The sequence below is a fragment of the Streptomyces chromofuscus genome (assembly GCF_015160875.1).
Lineage (GTDB): Bacteria > Actinomycetota > Actinomycetes > Streptomycetales > Streptomycetaceae > Streptomyces > Streptomyces chromofuscus.
Window position 1 is genome coordinate 884,606 of sequence record NZ_CP063374.1, and the last position, 16,620, is coordinate 901,225.

Annotated in this window: 9 protein-coding genes, 1 tRNA gene and 2 pseudogenes; 6 read left to right on the forward strand and 6 right to left on the reverse strand. The window is 72.6% G+C overall.

All coding sequences use genetic code 11. From position 1 onward, the window contains the following. Positions 1-59 precede the first annotated feature (59 nt). Positions 60-3,320: a formate dehydrogenase gene (fdh, locus tag IPT68_RS03970; RefSeq protein WP_228040249.1), complete on the forward strand. Its 3,261-nt coding sequence runs from the start codon at positions 60-62 to the stop codon at positions 3,318-3,320. Positions 3,321-3,386: 66 nt separating this feature from the next. Here fdh and selD read toward each other — a convergent pair whose 3' ends face one another. Continuing rightward, positions 3,387-4,412: a selenide, water dikinase SelD gene (gene selD, locus IPT68_RS03975; RefSeq protein WP_189701198.1), complete on the reverse strand. Its 1,026-nt coding sequence runs from the start codon at positions 4,410-4,412 to the stop codon at positions 3,387-3,389. Positions 4,413-4,464: 52 nt separating this feature from the next. Between selD and IPT68_RS03980 the strand changes: the two genes are divergently transcribed. After that, positions 4,465-4,557: transfer RNA gene (locus tag IPT68_RS03980), tRNA-Sec, on the forward strand. An 83-nt stretch (positions 4,558-4,640) separates the two neighbouring features. Here IPT68_RS03980 and IPT68_RS03985 read toward each other — a convergent pair. The 4 genes and pseudogenes from IPT68_RS03985 to IPT68_RS04000 form a co-directional block, all read right to left on the reverse strand. Continuing rightward, positions 4,641-6,422 (reverse strand): annotated as a pseudogene (locus IPT68_RS03985) (GTP-binding protein); the annotation flags it as partial. Between the two features lie 5 nt (positions 6,423-6,427). After that, positions 6,428-7,777, reverse strand: coding sequence for an L-seryl-tRNA(Sec) selenium transferase (selA, locus tag IPT68_RS03990; protein WP_228040721.1), 1,350 nt, complete (start codon positions 7,775-7,777; stop codon positions 6,428-6,430). 250 nt (positions 7,778-8,027) lie between these two features. Beyond that, positions 8,028-9,677, reverse strand: a complete 1,650-nt coding sequence (locus IPT68_RS03995) for a sigma-70 family RNA polymerase sigma factor (protein WP_189701199.1) — start codon at positions 9,675-9,677, stop codon at positions 8,028-8,030. 304 nt (positions 9,678-9,981) lie between these two features. Beyond that, positions 9,982-11,076, reverse strand: coding sequence for a hypothetical protein (locus tag IPT68_RS04000; RefSeq protein WP_189701200.1), 1,095 nt, complete (start codon positions 11,074-11,076; stop codon positions 9,982-9,984). A gap of 643 nt (positions 11,077-11,719) precedes the next feature. Between IPT68_RS04000 and IPT68_RS04005 the strand changes: the two genes are divergently transcribed. From IPT68_RS04005 to IPT68_RS04020, 4 genes are all read left to right on the forward strand, one after another. After that, on the forward strand, positions 11,720-12,622 hold the full coding sequence (locus IPT68_RS04005) for an RNA polymerase sigma-70 factor (protein WP_189701201.1): 903 nt from the start codon (positions 11,720-11,722) through the stop codon (positions 12,620-12,622). Positions 12,623-12,988: 366 nt separating this feature from the next. Beyond that, positions 12,989-13,735: an SDR family oxidoreductase gene (locus tag IPT68_RS04010; RefSeq protein ID WP_189701202.1), complete on the forward strand. Its 747-nt coding sequence runs from the start codon at positions 12,989-12,991 to the stop codon at positions 13,733-13,735. Between the two features lie 311 nt (positions 13,736-14,046). Beyond that, the gene (locus IPT68_RS04015; RefSeq protein WP_189701203.1) at positions 14,047-14,298 is read left to right on the forward strand and encodes a hypothetical protein; all 252 of its coding nucleotides are present in this window, start codon (positions 14,047-14,049) and stop codon (positions 14,296-14,298) included. Between the two features lie 397 nt (positions 14,299-14,695). Continuing rightward, positions 14,696-15,568: a sigma-70 family RNA polymerase sigma factor family protein gene (locus tag IPT68_RS04020; RefSeq protein WP_189701204.1), complete on the forward strand. Its 873-nt coding sequence runs from the start codon at positions 14,696-14,698 to the stop codon at positions 15,566-15,568. A gap of 124 nt (positions 15,569-15,692) precedes the next feature. Here the strand turns inward: IPT68_RS04020 and IPT68_RS04025 are convergent. After that, positions 15,693-16,334: pseudogene (locus IPT68_RS04025) on the reverse strand (sigma-70 family RNA polymerase sigma factor); the annotation flags it as partial. Positions 16,335-16,620 lie beyond the last annotated feature (286 nt).

Genomic DNA, 16,620 nt, shown 5'->3' on the forward strand with positions numbered 1-16,620 from the left:
CAGCCGTAGCGGACGGGGCACCCGGGACGGCAGCGGGCACCACCGAAAGGGCAGACGTCATGGGCGTGCGCACCTGGATCGACTCCTGGCCGGTCTACCGCCAGCTCAAGGGGACCGACCCCCTGGGCCGCGGCGCCGCGGCCAAGAGCGGGCCGAGCGCGCGGCTCACCCCCCGGGTCGCCTCCGCGGACCGGGTGGTGAAGTCGATCTGCCCCTACTGCGCCGTGGGCTGCGGGCAGAACGTCTACGTGCAGGACGAGCGGGTCACCCAGATCGAGGGCGACCCCGACTCCCCCATCTCCCGCGGCCGGTTGTGCCCCAAGGGCTCGGCGAGCCTTCAGCTGACCACCGGCAGCGCCCGCGAGCACCACGTCCTCCACCGGCGTCCGCACGGCACCCGGTGGGAGCGGCTCGACCTCGACACGGCCATGGACATGATCGCCGACCGGGTCGTCGAGGCGCGGCGGGCGGGCTGGCAGTGGGAGGTCGACGAGACCCGCACCCGGCGCACGCTCGGCATCGCCAGCCTCGGCGGGGCCACGCTGGACAACGAGGAGAACTACCTCATCAAGAAGTTGTTCACCGCGCTCGGAGCCGTGCAGATCGAGAACCAGGCGCGTGTTTGACACTCCTCCACCGTTCCCAGTCTGGGAACCTCGTTCGGCCGCGGCGGCGCGACCACCTTCCAACAGGACCTGCAGAACTCCGACTGCATCGTCATCCAGGGCTCGAACATGGCCGAGTGCCATCCGGTCGGGTTCCAGTGGGTGATGGAGGCGAAGGCCCGCGGCGCGAAGGTGATCCACGTCGACCCCCGGTTCACCCGGACCAGCGCGCTGGCCGACGTCCACGTACCGCTGCGCGCGGGCTCGGACATCGCCTTCCTCGGCGGGATCATCAACCACGTCCTGAGCAGCGACAAGTACTTCCGCGACTACGTGGTGGCGTACACCAACGGCCCCGTCGTCCTGCGGGAGGACTTCCGCGACACCGAGGACCTCGACGGCGTCTTCTCCGGCCTCGACCCGGACACCCGCACTTACGACACCAGCAGCTGGCAGTACGCCGGCATGGAGATCCGCGCGGCCTCGGGCGAGCGGGACCAGGACCACGACCGGCGCACCGACGGCGACAGCTCCGTGGCGGAAGCCGCCCGGGGCGAGGCCCACGGGGCCGGCGGCGCCGACGTGGGCGGCGGCGAACCCGAACGGGACGAGACGCTCACCCATCCCCGCTGCGTCTTCCAGGTGCTCAAGCGGCACTACGCCCGCTACACCCCCGAGGCGGTCGAGCGGATCTGCGGCGTCCCGCAGGACCTCTTCCGCCAGGTGTGCGACCTCGTCACGGAGAACTCCGGACGGGACCGCACCACCGCCTTCGCGTACGCGGTCGGGTGGACGCAGCACACCGTGGGCGTGCAGTACATCCGCGCGGCGGCCGTCCTGCAGAGCCTGCTCGGCAACATCGGCCGGCCCGGGGGCGGCATCCTCGCCCTGCGCGGGCACGCCTCCATCCAGGGCTCGACGGACATCCCGACCCTGTTCAACCTGCTGCCCGGGTACATCCCGATGCCGCACGCCCACCACCAGCAGGATCTGGACGCCTTCGTGCGGGCCGACGCGGCGAGCAAGGGCTACTGGGGCAACATGCGGTCCTACCTGGTCAGTCTGCTCAAGGCGTACTGGGGTGAGGCCGCCACCCCCGACAACGACTTCTGCTTCGACTACCTGCCGCGCCTGACCGGCTCCCACTCCACCTACGAGACGGTCATGTCGCAGCTGCGGGGAACGTGCAAGGGCTACTTCCTGATGGGCGAGAACCCCGCGGTCGGGTCCGCCAACTCCAAGATGCAGCGCCTGGGCATGGCCAACCTGGCCTGGCTCGTCGTACGGGACTTCTCCCTGATCGAGTCGGCCACCTGGTGGAAGGACGGCCCGGAGATCGAGACGGGCGAGCTGCGGACCGAGGACATCCGGACCGAGGTGTTCTTCCTGCCGGCCGCCGCGCACACCGAGAAGGACGGCAGCTTCACCAACACCCAGCGTCTGCTCCAGTGGCACCACCAGGCCGTCGAACCGCCCGGCGAGACGCGCAGCGACCTGTGGTTCACCTACCACCTGGGGCGGCTCGTCCGGGAGAAGCTGGCCGCGTCCACCGACCCCATGGACCGGCCCGTGCTGGATCTGACCTGGGACTATCCGACGAAGGGCGAGCTCGCCGAACCGGACGCCGAGGCCGTCCTCGCCGAGATCAACGGCTACGACTCCAGCGGCAACCCGCTGTCCTCCTCCGAGCAGCTGAGGGACGACGGCTCCACCGCCTGCGGCTGCTGGATCTACTGCGGCGTCCGCGCCGACGGCGTCAACCAGGCCGCCCGCCGCAAGCCGGGCGAGCAGCAGAACTGGGTGGCGAACGAGTGGGGCTGGGCCTGGCCCGCCAACCGGCGCATCCTGTACAACCGCGCCTCGGCCGACCCGCAGGGCAGGCCGTGGAGCGCACGCAAGGCGCTGGTGTGGTGGGACGCGGAACGCGGTGAGTGGACCGGCCACGACGTCGCCGACTTCAAGAAGGACAAGGCCCCCGACCACCGGCCTCCCGCGGGCGCGACCGGCCCCGAGGCGCTGTCCGGCACCGACCCGTTCATCATGCAGGCCGACGGCAAGGCCTGGCTGTACGTGCCGTCCGGCCTGACCGACGGCCCGCTGCCCACGCACTACGAGCCGCAGGACTCGCCGTTCGAGAACCTGCTGTACGGCCGGCAGCGCAACCCGGTACGGCACCTGCTGCCGCCGCATCCGGACAACCGCTACCAGCCCAGCGGCGGTGAGCCCGGCTCGGAGGTGTTCCCGTACGTGGCCACCACCTACCGGCTCACCGAGCACCACACCGCGGGCGGCATGTCCCGCTGGCAGCCCTACCTGGCGGAGCTGCAGCCGGAGTTCTTCTGCGAGGTCTCCCCCGAACTGGCCGCCGAGCGCTGCCTGGAGCACACCGGCTGGGCGACGATCGTCAGCGCCCGCGCCGTGATCGAGGCGAGGGTGCTGGTCACCGACCGCGTACCGCCCCTGACCGTGCACGGGCGCACCCTGCACCAGGTGGGCCTGCCCTACCACTGGGGGCCGAACGGCTACAGCACCGGGGACGCCGCCAACGAACTGGTGCACATGGCCCTCGACCCGAACACCCACATTCAGGAGACCAAGGCGTTCGCCGTCGACATCCGGCCGGGCCGCCGGCCCAGGGGCGAGGGCGCCGTGGAGCTGGTGCGCGCCTACCAGGCTCGGGCCGGCATCGACGACCGGACGGGCACGGAGCCCTGACCGGTCCCGGTCCTCAGGGGAGGACCCGGCGCCCCTGACCTCAGGGGCAGACGCCGGTCCCGGCCCTCAGACGAGGACGACCGAGTGCTCCCGGCGCGCGACGAGTTCGCCGACCACCGGCGCACCGGGCACCTCCCCCGCCACCAGCAGCCCGCCCGAGGTCTGCGCGTCGGCCAGGAGCAGCCGGGTGTCGGCGTCCGTGTCCCCGAAGTCCGTGGACGGCGCCACCCACTCGAGGTTGCGCCGGGTGCCGCCGCTGACGTAGCCGTCCCGGACCGCCTCCCGCGCTCCGTCGAGATACGGCACGGCGGCGGTGTCGACGACCGCGGTCACGCCCGAGGCACGGGCCAGTTTGTGCGCGTGGCCGAGGAAACCGAAGCCGGTGACGTCGGTGGCACAGGTCGCGCCGGCCGCCACGGCCGCCGCCGACGCGTCCCGGTTGAGCGCCACCATCGTGGCCACCGCCTGCTCGAACCGTTCACCGGTGGCCTTGTGCCGGTTGTTCAGCACGCCCAGCCCCAGGGGCTTGGTCAGCGACAGCGGCATGCCCGGCCGGCCCATGTCGTTGCGCAGCAGGCGCGCCGGATCGACGAGGCCGGTGACGGCCATGCCGTACTTGGGCTCGGGATCGTCCACGCTGTGCCCGCCGCCGACGTGGCAGCCCGCCTCGGTGGCGACGTCCAGCCCGCCGCGCAGCACCTCCCGGGCCAGGTCGAACGACAGCACCTCACGCGGCCACGCCAGGAGGTTGACGGCGAGCACCGGACGGCCGCCCATCGCGTACACGTCGGAGAGGGCGTTGGCCGCGGCGATGCGGCCCCAGTCGTACGGGTCGTCCACGACGGGGGTGAAGAAGTCCGCCGTGGACACCACCGCCAGGGGCGAGGCAGCGCTCCCGGCGGGCAGGGCGACGACGGCCGCGTCGTCGCCGGTGGCCAGGCCGACCAGGAGCGGGGTGTCGGAGGTGGCCGTCGTCGGCGCGGCCAGTGCGCCGAGCACGCCCTCCAGCTCGCCCGGCGGGATCTTGCAGGCGCAGCCGCCGCCGTGGGCGAACTGCGTGAGGCGTACGGGCGTTTCACGTGCGGTGGTCATGGCCGGGTCCTCCGGTCGACGGTGGGGTCCTCCGGTAGCCTGGGCGGGCGATGGAGGCGTGTGGGTGCCTGGTGGCCCTCCCGGTCTTCAAAACCGAGGTGTCCGAGGATCTCGGGCAGGCGGGTTCGATTCCCGTCCGCCTCCGCTCTGCGCGCCGGCCCGGCAGCGCCGGTGCTGGTCGTCCACGCGTTCGGTGTACCCCTGGGCGTCCAGATACTCCAGCAGCGGCACGGCCACCCGGCGGGTGGTGTCGAGGGCCCGGCGGGCCTCGCTGAGCGTGAACGGCTGCGGCAGGCGGCGCAGTACGGCGGCGGCCCGCGCGGCCGCGTCCGGCAGCAGCACGATCCCGTCGCCGACCCGCAGCAGCGCACCCGCCGTGACCGCGGCGGCCAGGGGCTTGCGGGTGAGTCCCAGTTCGGTCAGCCGGCCGGCCTCCGGCGCGCGGAACGGCGCCCGCGTCAGCTCCTGCCGCAGGGCGTCGACGGATGCCCGGACCGGCGGCGGCAGGGTGGGGCGGAGGTCTCCGGGGCCGTACAGGCGCCCCTGACTGCCGCGCACTTTGCCCGAGGTCGCGGCGAGGGCGTCGACCAGGGACCGGTCGGGCAGGCCGAGCAGGCGGCGGGCCGCCTCGGCGGGCAGGCCGGGATCCAGCGGGTGCTCGGCCGCGTGACGTTCGACCTCGGCTTCGAGTCGGTCGCGCAGTGCCGCCCAGTGCGCCGGGTCGGCCAGCCAGTCACCGGCGACCGGCGCCGATGGGGCGGGCACTCCCATGGCTGCCAGCTCCGCGCGGCGGACGAGCCTGCGCCGCCGCAGCTCCGCCGCGCCGTCCGGCCGGCCGGTCATGCCCGCCAGTTCGGCGGCCCTGGCGCGGGCCGCTCCACGCCGGGTCAGCCGGGGCGGTCGTATGTCGAGGACGGTCGCCGCGCACGGCGTGCGCCCGCCGCCCGGTTCCCGCAGGACGGCGCGGTCGCCCACCCGCAGGGGCAGCGCGCGGGACAGGGTCAGCCTGGCCGTGTCCGGGCCGAACGGGCGGACGGTCACCGGCACGGCGGCGGTCCCGATGTGCAGGGTGACCGTCCGGGGCAGGTCCTCGGCGGGGGTTCCGCCGACCCGGACGTCGACCAGGTCGGTGAGCAGCCAGCGGTCCGGGGTCAGCAGCGTCTGTCCCCGGCCCAGAGCGGCGTCGGCGGGGCCGTGCACGTTGACCGCCACGCGCGCCACCGCGCTGACGGTGGAGACGTCCTCGTGCAGGCACTGCAGGCCGCGCACCCGCAGCGCGGTCGTGCCGTCCCCCGCCACCAGCCGGTCGCCGACGCGCAGAGTGCCCGCGCCCAGGGTGCCGGTGACGACCGTGCCGTGACCGCGCACCGTGAAGGCGCGGTCCAGCCACAGCCGTACGTCCGCGTCGGCGGACGGCACGGGCAGCGCGTGGCCCAACCGGGCCAGCTCCCGGCGCAGTCGGTCCAGTCCCGCTCCGGTGACCGCGCTGACCGCGACGGACGGCACGGCGCCCAGGGAGGTGGCGGCCATGCGCTCGACGGCGTCGGCACGCACGGGCTCGGGGTCCGCCAGGTCGCTGCGGCTCACCGCGAGCACGGCGTGCCGTACCCCGAGTGCGTCCAGGATCTCCAGGTGTTCCTGCGACTGCGGCTGCCAGCCCTGGTCGGCGGCCACCACGAACAGCACGGCGGGCACGGGTCCGACCCCGGCCAGCATGGTGGCGACGAAGCGCTCGTGTCCGGGTACGTCGACGAAGGCGATGGCTTCCGTGGCGTGCTCGCCGGAGGAGTGGCCGGTCGCGTCCGGGCCTCGGTCGGGGCCTGCTTCATCCGGGTTCACGTCGGGGGCGGGGCTTCCGTCGGGGGTCAGCCGGGTCCAGACGAACCCGAGGTCGAGGGTGAGCCCGCGGCGCCGTTCCTCCTCGAAGCGGTCGGGTTCCATCCCGGTCAGCGCCCGCACCAGGGCGGACTTGCCGTGGTCGACGTGCCCGGCGGTGGCCACTACCCGCATGCCGGTCACCTCCCCGCGGCCGGGTCCGGGACCGACCGCACGGCCTCGGCCAGCCGCTCGTCGTCCTCCGGCGGCACCGCCCGCAGGTCGAGCAGGCACCGCCCCGCCTCCAGCCGCCCCACCACGGGGACCGGTCCGGTGCGCAGCGCGGCGGCGTACCGCTCGGGCAGCGCCAGCGCGGCGCTCGGCAGCGTCACACCGGGGGCACCGCCCCCGCCGACCGTCGCGGCGCACTCGACCGCCCGGACGTCGATGCCGTCGGCGCCGAGGGCCGCGGCGAGCCGCTCGGCGCGCGCGAGGAGCACCGCCGGTTCGGCTGCCAGCGCCGCGGCGGTCGGGGTCTCGGGCCCGGTCAGCGTCGCCTCCAGCGCGGCCAGAGTCAGCTTGTCGACGCGCAGCGCGCGGGCGAGCGGATGCCGGGACACGGCCCTCATCAGTTCCTCCTCGCCGAGGAGCAGTCCGCACTGCGGCCCGCCGAGCAGCTTGTCGCCGCTCGCGGTGACGAGCGACGCTCCCGCCCGGAGCTGCGTCTCGGCGTCCGGCTCGTCCGGCAGCAGGGGGTGCGGTCCGAGCAGCCCGGAGCCGATGTCGACGACCACCGGGACGCCGAGACCCGTCAGTTCCCCGGCGTCGGCGGCCCGGGTGAACCCGGTGATGCGGAAGTTGGAGGGGTGCACCTTCAGCACGAAGCCCGTCTCCGGGCCGATCGCGGCGGCGTAGTCGGCGACGGTGGTGCGGTTCGTGGTGCCCACCTCGCGCAGCCGGGCCCCGGTGGACACCAGCAGGTCCGGCAGGCGGAAACCGTCCCCGATCTCCACCATCTCGCCCCGGCTGATGACGATGTCCTTCCCGGCGGCGAGCGCGGTCGCCACCAGGACGAGTGCGGCGGCGCCGTTGTTCACGACGTGCGCGGCGGCGGCCGACGGGACCCGGTCGCGCAGTGCGGCCAGTGCGGTCCGCCCGCGCCGGGCGCGGACACCGGTGCGCAGGTCCAGTTCGACGTCCGTGGGCCCGGCGGCCTCCTGCACCGCCCGGCGGGCCGCCGTGGACAGCGACGCGCGGCCCAGGTTGGTGTGCAGCACCACGCCGGTGGCATTGATCACCGACCGCAGCCCGCCGGTCGTGCGGGGCAGCAGGGCGACGGCCGTGTCGGCCACGTCCTCCGGCGCGATGAATCCCTGCCGCGCCTGCTCCTGTGCCTGCCGTACGGCCGCCTTCACCGTCGCCGGTCCCAGGCGGTCGGCCGCCTCCGCGAGGCGCGCCTCGCGCAGCAGCGCGTCGGTGCGGGGAATCCGCCGCCGCCTGTCGGTCGTGTCGTCCCCCCGGCGCGGGCCGGCCGAGCCGGTCCGTGTCACGACGATCCCCTCGGCCTTGCCGCCCGGCGTAGCCGCCCGCTGGTCCACGCAGCCCCTCCCTCTCCGCACGATCTCGTGGCTGCCCGAGAAACGCCCATCGTCTCCCAGTGCCCCTTGCCCGCGTCACGACACGCCCGGCGCTGATTCACGTGGACCCGTCGGGCGGTTCGGCCGCTCGCTGCCGGACGCCGAGGTACCGCTCAACAACGGGCGCCGACGCACCGCTCACCGCCCGACGCCGACGCACCGCTCACTGCCGGGCGCCGAAGTTCTGCGTCCACCAAGGGCCGCCGGAGCCCTCGTGGACGCCCACGCCGATGTCCTCGAACGAGCAGTTGAGGATGTTGGCGCGGTGGCCGGGGCTGTTCATCCAGGAGTCCATCACCGCCTCGGGGGTCTGCTGGCCCCGGGCGATGTTCTCCCCGTACGTGGACCAGTTGTAGCCCGCGGCGGTGGTGCGCTGCCCGGGGTCGGCGCCGTCCGGGTTGGTGTGGTCGAAGAAGTCGCGGGCGGCCATGTCCTGCGAGTGGCCCTGCGCGGCCTGGTTCAACTGCGCGTCCTCCTTCAGCGGACCGCAGCCGGCGGCCGCCCGCTCCTGGTTCACCAGCGCGACGACCTGGGCGACGTCGCCCGTCGGGGGCGCCTGGGTCTGCGGGGCGCTGGACGCGCTCCGGGTCGGCCGGGCGGACGGCCGGGGAGCCGGCACGGTCTTCCTGGTGATGGTGGGACGTGGGCTCGCGGAGGGGCTCGCCTTCTTCGACGGCGACGCGGACGGCGAGGGGGACGCGGAGGCCGACGGGGAGGTCTGGGCGGCACTGGGAGCCGAGAGGTCCACCTCGGGGGTCCCGGCGGTGCTGGCGGCCGTCGGCTCCTCGGTCCCGGTCCCGGGGTCCGTGTCCAGGTACCAGAGGCCGCCGCCCGTCACGCAGGCCGCGACGACGGCGACCCCGGCGGCCCGGCGCCGGACGCGCCGCTGTCGACGGGCCTCGGTGCGGGAGGCCGCCCGGCCGTGTGCGCCACGGCGCGCGGCTCCCGGGCCCGGGCCTCCGCCCCGGCCCGGCGGGGGCGCGGCAGCTCGGGACGCCGACCCGACAGCGGCCGTCCCGCCGGAGGCGGCGAGCACCCGCTCCAGCAGCGCGGGGGCCGCGGCGACCAGCGCCAGGCCGGCCAGCAGCCCTTCCGCCGGCATCAACCCGCTCCACAGGCCGGAGCAGCGCACGCAACCGCGGGCGTGTCTGGCTATGCGCTTGCGCCACAGCGCCGAGGGCCGGCCGTCCCAGGGGACCAGCAGCCCCCCGAGTTCCTCGCAGCGCGGGCGCGCGTCGAGCGCCCGCACCACCACCCGGGCCGCCTCGAGCTGCGCCTTCATCCGCTGCACCCGGACCGCCGTGTGCTGCGGCGACAACTCCAGGGCGGCGGCGACCTCGGAGCGCGTCAGCTCACCGGCGCACTCCAGCCACCAGAGCGACAGCAGCCCTCGGTCGTCGGGCTCCAGCCAGCGCGTCGCGCGTGCGGTCTCCTGCCGTTGTCCGGACAGCTGGAGCCGCACCATGGTCAGGTCCACGAAGTCGGCGCCGGGGTCCGCGAGATGCTCGGCCTCCTCGACGGCGCCCGGCGCGAACTGCCGGTCCCGCCAGTGCGCACGGACCTGGTTCATCGCGATGGCCACGAGCCAGGCGCGGAAGTTCTCGGGAGCACGCAGACCGCCCAGCGAGTCCAGGGCACGGAGCATCGTCTCCTGCACCACGTCGTCGACGTCGACGGAGCCGTTCAGAGCCCGCCCCACGACGTTGTAGACCAGCGGGAGGTACGCGCTGACCAGGGCATCCTGGGCCACCGGGTCGCCGCTGCGGGCAGCGGTCACCAGTGCCACCGACTCCGTCGTGCGCTCTGTGCTCATCACAAACTTCCTGTCCTCGACGCCGAACGATGCTGTCCGTCATAGGGGAGATCGATCGGTGGGCCTGGGATAACAGTTCTTCGGACGCGTGTTCCCGGAAGACTCACGGCAGCGGCCCGGCAGCGCAATGGGGACGGTCACATTCGGGGACGGGGCGTCGCGGAACGTACGCACGGGTGAGAGCACTCACCCGGCGGCACACGGAAACGGTCCTGCCGCGAGACGAGTTCTCGCGGCAGGACCGTTCGTGCGCGGCGGAGTTGGGCTCCCTTGCCCCGGACGGGCAGCTCAGCGGCTGGACGTCCTACGCGTCGGTCGACGCCAAGGGGCTGCGCGCTTCGGGGGTCGAGTCCGCGTCGGGCGTCGAGTCCCCGTCGGGCGTCGAGTCCCCGTCGGGCGTCGAGTCCCCGTCGGGCGTCGGGTCCGTGTCGGGCGTCGGGTCCTCGGCGCGCGGGTGAGGGATGGGGGTGAGCCGCCGTTCCTGGCGGTCCCGGAGCCCGTCCGACAGGATGAGAGCGACCACTGCCGCCGAACCGACCAGCTCCAGCAGATTCTGAGTGACGTCCGTCGCCGTCTGCGCCACGGTCTCCGTGACGAGGTACCCCCACAGCTCGCTGAAGGCCGGCGGCATCATGAGCAGGGCAAGGCCGAGGGACATGCCCGTAGCGACCGGCCGGCGCCGGAAGGCGACCAGCATGCCCATCCCGCACAGCACGGTCAGGACGGTCCACTGCCAGGGCGACGACACGCCGAGCACCGAGCGTCCGGTGCCCCTGCCGACGAGCAGGTCGGTCAGCGTGCTGGGGCCGACCTGGACCGCGGTCACCGCGTTACGAGTGATGTAGAAGACGTTCAGTACGGCGACCAGCGCGCCGGAGGCCGCGGCCGTGACCTTCGCCGGCCGGACGATGCCGCCGTCGGCCAGGTCCGCCGCGGCGCGGGCCTCGGCCTCCAGACGCCGTTCCAGCAGCAGCAGGACGGCGAGGACGAGAGCGGCCGCGACCGCCAGGAGGCAGGTGGTGCCGACCGCGGTGACCGACGGCCCCCGCAGCGTCCCGAACCACGGGTCGGACGGGGAGTCGAGGAACATGTACCAGACCACCGGCATCCGGAACGCGACGGTCGCGGCGCACGACACCACGAGCAGGCCGCCGGCGCCGCGCAGTTGCGCCAGCGCCGCCCAGCCGGCCGCCAACTGCAGGGCCGCCAGCCCCAGATCGAGCGAGGTCGTCGCCGCCAGCCCCGAGCCGGATGCGGAACTCCACAGCGCCCAGGCGCCGGTAGGGCCGCGGTCGGCCATGTCGTACACGAGCCAGAACGCCGTCTGGGCGAAGAGCAGCAGGCTCAGAAGGCCCACGGCTGTGCGCACCTGCTTGATCGGCGGTCTCGGACGGTTCATGGTGTGCTGTCTCCTCAAAGGGGCATGACAGATCCGCGGCACAGGGTCGTGGAGTCACGGAGATGGTTTACGCCGCAACGACTGCCGACCGCAGCAGAGCATAAGGGTGTGCCGCCCACGAGTGCACGTCGGCACGATCAAGCGACCGCGCCGCATCGAAAGCGCTTAATCCATGCGCCCCGCAGCACGGCTGACGCACCGTCACATTACCGGCCGGTCCACGTGGCGACCCTGCGGCCGGTGCCACACCGGCGGCACCGGCCACGGCGGGAACAGCACCACCCGGCCGTCGCCCGCCTCCCCCGACTCGAACTCAGCCCGGCCTGCTCACTCGCCCTCGGGGAGCACTCGGCAACTCTCAGCCGGGCAGGGAAAGTTGCTGGAGTCGAGCGGTCCGGTGACCTACTAGAGGTCGCCGACCGTACCGGGAGCACCGGCCCGGCAATCCTCGTCGAGGAAGAGACTCCCGGGTCACCGAGGTCGGCGGGCCGTCCCGGTTGATAACGATGTCAGGCGGGCGGGGACTTCGTGGCTCCGAGCGGTGCGTACCTCCGTCCCGGTGCACAGCACCCCCGCACCACACGACCCGCACCCCGCACCGCCGGCTTGTAGCATGGTGATCACGGGTCCGAAAGGGAGGACCATGCACGCTGGCGACGACGCCGATTCCCTCGACCAGGCCGCGCGGCAGTTCCTCGCGATGCGGCCGCGCTTGTTCGGGATCGCGTACCGTGTGCTCGGCAGTGCGACCGAGGCCGAGGACATCCTCCAGGAGACCTGGATGCGGTGGCAGAAGGCGGACCGCGCGAACATCGTCGAGCCGATGGCGTTCCTGACCACCGTCACCGCCCGTCTGGCGATCAACCTCGCCCAGTCCGCACGCGCGCGGCGGGAGTCGTACGTCGGGCCCTGGCTTCCCGAGCCGGTGGACACCTCCTCGGACCCGCAACTGGGGGCGGAGCGGGCGGAGGCGCTGGAGCTGGCGGTTCTGCTGCTCCTCGAGAAGCTCAACCCGGTGGAGCGAGCCGCTTACGTCCTGCGAGAGGCCTTCGACTACCCCTACCGCCAGATCGCGGACATCCTGGAAACGAGCGAGAGCAACACCCGGCAGCTGGTGAGCCGCGCACGCAAGCACCTGGCCGCCGGGCGCGTGGAGCAGGTCAGCTCCACGGAACACCGGCGTCTGCTGGAGGTGTTCCTCGCCGCGGCACGGACCGGTGATCTCAAGGCGCTGGAGGACCTGCTCACCGCGGACGTCGTGAGCTACTCCGACGGCGGAGGGGTTCGCGGGGCGTCGCGCATCCCGGTCGTCGGACGTCCGCACGTCTCCAAGTACCTCGTCGCCTTCGCGCCGCGGTTCTGGCCCGGCTCGCACATCCGGTGGGTCGAGGCCAACGGCCGTCCGGCCGTTCTCGTCTCGTCCGACGGGAACGCCGTGGCACTGCTGTCCGTCGACGTGTCGGCGGAGGGCATCCGGCGGATCATGTGGATGATGAATCCGGCGAAGCTGTCGTCGTACGTCGCATCACTGCCGGCCGGCGGCTGAGCACCCTGGCGGAGCCCTCCGTCTCACGGGAGTCAGGTCCCGTCGGCCACCCAGCCGTCCCGGAAACCCCGGGCTCCCGCGACTGCAGGACTGTCGACGTGACGTTGGTCATGAGCAGCACCCGACGCCCCCCGGAGCGCCTGTTCGCCGCGGGATTCGCCGCCTGCTTCCGCCGGCCGCTCAGGCCTGCGACGAACCTGGCGTGGGATCCGCATCACCGGATCCCCCGGCGCGCGGCTGTCACAAACGCGGTCAGTGCTCTGTCTTCTTTGTTGCATGAGGCATCCACCTCCGCGTGCGGACAGCGTGTCCGGGCGGTGGCTGCCCAGCACAGGCCGGCGAAAGAACTCCGAGAGGACATGCATCATGAAGGTCGTCGTGATCGGCGGAACCGGGCTCATCGGTTCGAAGGTGGTCGGGAAGCTCAGGGAACACGGCCACGAGGCGGTGCCCGCCGCTCCCAACACCGGCGTCAACACGCTGACGGGGGAGGGCCTGTCGGACGTGCTGAAGGGTGCTTCGGTCGTGGTTGACGTGTCGAACTCCCCTTCGTTCGAGCCCGACGCCGTCATGGAGTTCTTCCGCACTTCGACCACCAATCTTCTCGCGGCGGAGGCGGAGGCCGGCGTGACCCACCATGTCGCGCTCTCCATCGTGGGCACCGACCGGCTCGAGAAGAACGGCTACTTCCGCGCCAAGCTCGCGCAGGAGGAACTCATCAAGGGGTCGGGCATCGCGTACTCCCTCGTCCATGCCACGCAGTTCTTCGAGTTCGTGAAGGGCATCGCGGACTCGATGACCGAGGGCGACACGGTGCGTGTCCCCGCAGCGAAGATCCAGCCCATCTACTCCGACGACGTGGCAACCGCCGTGGCCCGCACGGCCGTCGGCGAACCCCTCAACGGCGTGGTCGAGATCGCCGGTCCCGACGTCTTCGACTTCAAGGAGTTCATCGACAAGGGCCTCGCCCCGGAGAGCGATCCCCGTGCCGTGGTGGCGGACCCCCACGCCCAGTACTTCGGTTCCGAACTCGAGGAGACCAGCCTCCTCCCCGGCCCCGACGCCCACATCGGCGGGACGAGCTACGACGAATGGCTCGCGCAGCAGCAGTGAGCACGTCCTGAGGGGTGGTTCCCTGCGTTACCGGGGGACCACCCGCACTCAGGCCTGGGAGACCCCCGTCGGCAGACCACCGCCACGGGCGCCGGCCCGCACGAAGCACTGACCAAGACGTCACCGAGGACGAGGGGCGTGCTCATCGGGGACATGGAATCCGACACTCGCCACGTCGGCTGTTCACGCGGGCCGGCCCGCCACCGCCTGACATGGCCCCTCGCCGCACGCCGGACGCCCCGTCGTCCTGTGTGTGAGCCGTCCCGTATGTCGGAACACATCCTTCCCGCACCGCCCGCAGAGGACTTCTCATGGCCCAGACACCCGGGAGTGACAGCGCCGTGGCGGCCACGGTCGAGGCGCTGACCGCGAAGGCCATCGCGCTCGAGATACGTGTCGGCGAACTCCACCGCGCGCTGATAGAGATCAACAGCCAGATCCTGGCCGTGTCCGACGCGCTGCACCGCATGGGTGGACCGGCGAGCACCACCAGCCCCGTCGACGGCGAAGAGCCCTCGGCCGACGCCCGGGACCAGCAGAACGCCTCCGGCACGACGGCGTGACCTGGGTGCGCGCGGGTGCAACGGACGGCCGCGTCGCGCGCTCAGGGGCGACAGGCCGTACATGAATGGTCGTGCGTACATACGCCACCCGGGCCTTCGCACCGCCGGCAGCGCCGCACCAGCCGGTCCCGCTTATTCACTGTGCTCCCTCGGTAGCGACAGTGTTGTCGCACCGACAACTGCCAGACGATCGCCAATGACCCGGCCCCGGTTCCCGGGCGGGCCGGCCGGCCGGCCGTGTCACAGGAACCGTGTCCATCCGGTCTGACATGTTGAACGCACGGACCACCGGCACGGGCATCCAGTCGCAGAGGGGCCGTGTGCCTTCTGCACGTGGTCGGGGCCCATGGATGCGGTGACGGCGTCATAGGGCGCCGCGCAGGAGGGAGGATGCCGTATGAGCTGCGCCGATGACTCACTGCCGATCGTGGAGTTGCTGGAGGAGCGACGGCATCTGCTGGACCTCGCGCACTGGGTGCTGGGCAGCAGCAGTGAGGCCGAGAGTGTCGTCGACGAGACCTACCGGCGGTGGTACGAACTGTCCGGTCCGGCCCGGGCACGCATCGAGTCGCCCCGTTCCTGGCTCGCCAAGGTCGTCGGCGGCATCTGCGGGGCCCGGCTGAATACGCCGGACTGTGGGAGGGGCCCCGCCGAAGTGGAGGGGGCCGGTGAGACACCGGCGGGGCAGCACGAAACGCCCCGGAGCGAGGTCGGTCAGGTCCTCAGGGATGCCCTGCATGCGCTGTCCCCGGCCGAGCGGGCGGCGTTCATGGTCAACGAGGTCTTCGGGGTGACGCCGGACGCCGTGGCGGACAACGTTGGGCAGCCGGAGCCCGCCGATCCGGTCGAGCGGGCCCTGCGCGGCCTCGGGGCACGACGCTCGCGCCCCACGACACCTCACCAGCACGACCAGGTGGCGCAGACCTTCCGGCAGGCGTGCCTCACGCGGGACACGGCGCTTCTGGCGTCCTTGCTGGCGCCCGACGCCACGGCGTTCTTCGACGGCGGCGGCAAGGTCCGGGCCCTGGTGAAGCCGGTGCACGGCAACCACCGGGTCGCCCGGTGCCTGTCGACACTGTTCCCCCCGCGCACCGATCTTCGCCTCCGGTCGGTCAACGGACGGACGGGTCTCGTGATGCACTCCGACCACCAGGTCGCCGCGGTCATCAGCCTCGATGTCGCCGATCACCACGTCCGACAGATCTGGGTCACCCTCAACCCGGACAAATTGTGCACGTGGAACGAGGCGGGCGGCCCTTCATTCCCCTGACCGTGACGCGAGCAGCGGGCACCGGCCGAGCACCCTCGTACCGGCGTCCTGCCGAGGTGGAACGCGCGCGTCAACCGGTGAACGCCTCCGTCCTACGGCGCTGACGTCAGCGAGGTCACGGCTCGTCGCCGTCGGGTGGGGTGCGGGCGGCAAGTGTGAGCAGTGTCTCCAGCGAGGCGACGTTTCCCGTCTGCGCCGCCGAGACGAAGGCGTACAGGAGCCGCCGGTGGTCCTCGGTGTCGACGGTGCCACGCTGCTCCGCCGCGAGACGTTTCCGCGCGCGGCTCACGATCTTCCGCACGTTGACAGGGCTGAGTCGAAGGATGTCGGCGATCTCGTCGTAGGCGTAGTCGAACGCCTCGCGCAGCACGTACGCGGCGCGCTCCGTGGGGTTCAGCTTCTCCATGACGACAAGCAACGCCATCTCCAGTGCCTCGGCGCGCTCGGCACCCGCCTCCGGGTCGGCGCTCGTGTCGATGGGCTCGGGCAGCCACGGGCCGATGTAGGTTTCACGGCGCACACGGGCGGACTGTGCCACATTGATGGCCAGCCGGGTGGCGACACTCGACAGGAACGCCACGGGGCTGACCACTGCCGCACGATCGGTCCGCTGCCAGCACAGCCACGCCTCCTGCACCACGTCCTCCGCCTCGACCGCGCTTCCCAGGACGCGATACGCGATACCGAAGAGACGTGGCCGGACCTCCATGAACACAGCAACGGCCTCCTCGAGGCAACCTTCCGTGGGGGGCGTCTCGAGATGCATCGACCTGCTGTCTCCGTTCCTTGGGGCATCGGTGCCGCCAGAGCGGCGCCGGCACGCGGGGGCGCACGGCGACCCGCTGGTGCAGCGGCCCACCGGACGCGGACGTTGCGGCCGTCACGTGCTCCCTCGGTCAGCAGCCCGGCTGCCGAGGAGCCGGTCTCGGACAGTCACCGCTGCTCCGACCGTGCCTGTTTCATTGACAGCGGTGGTTCTCCTCCTGTGACAGGTCTGCGGTAACAAGTTGGTACAGGCATCGAAGTGTGTCCTTCGCCGACGCACAGAGTGT

What these genes read in the sequence shown, in the direction of transcription:
- IPT68_RS03995 (WP_189701199.1), bottom strand. Translation starts at nt 9,677, where the DNA reads ATGAGCACAGAGCGCACGACGGAGTCGGTGGCACTGGTGACCGCTGCC.
- selD (WP_189701198.1), bottom strand. Translation starts at nt 4,412, where the DNA reads ATGACCACCGCACGTGAAACGCCCGTACGCCTCACGCAGTTCGCCCAC.
- IPT68_RS04015 (WP_189701203.1), top strand. Translation starts at nt 14,047, where the DNA reads ATGGCCCAGACACCCGGGAGTGACAGCGCCGTGGCGGCCACGGTCGAG.
- IPT68_RS04000 (WP_189701200.1), bottom strand. Translation starts at nt 11,076, where the DNA reads ATGAACCGTCCGAGACCGCCGATCAAGCAGGTGCGCACAGCCGTGGGC.
- IPT68_RS04020 (WP_189701204.1), top strand. Translation starts at nt 14,696, where the DNA reads ATGAGCTGCGCCGATGACTCACTGCCGATCGTGGAGTTGCTGGAGGAG.
- IPT68_RS04010 (WP_189701202.1), top strand. Translation starts at nt 12,989, where the DNA reads ATGAAGGTCGTCGTGATCGGCGGAACCGGGCTCATCGGTTCGAAGGTG.
- IPT68_RS04005 (WP_189701201.1), top strand. Translation starts at nt 11,720, where the DNA reads ATGCACGCTGGCGACGACGCCGATTCCCTCGACCAGGCCGCGCGGCAG.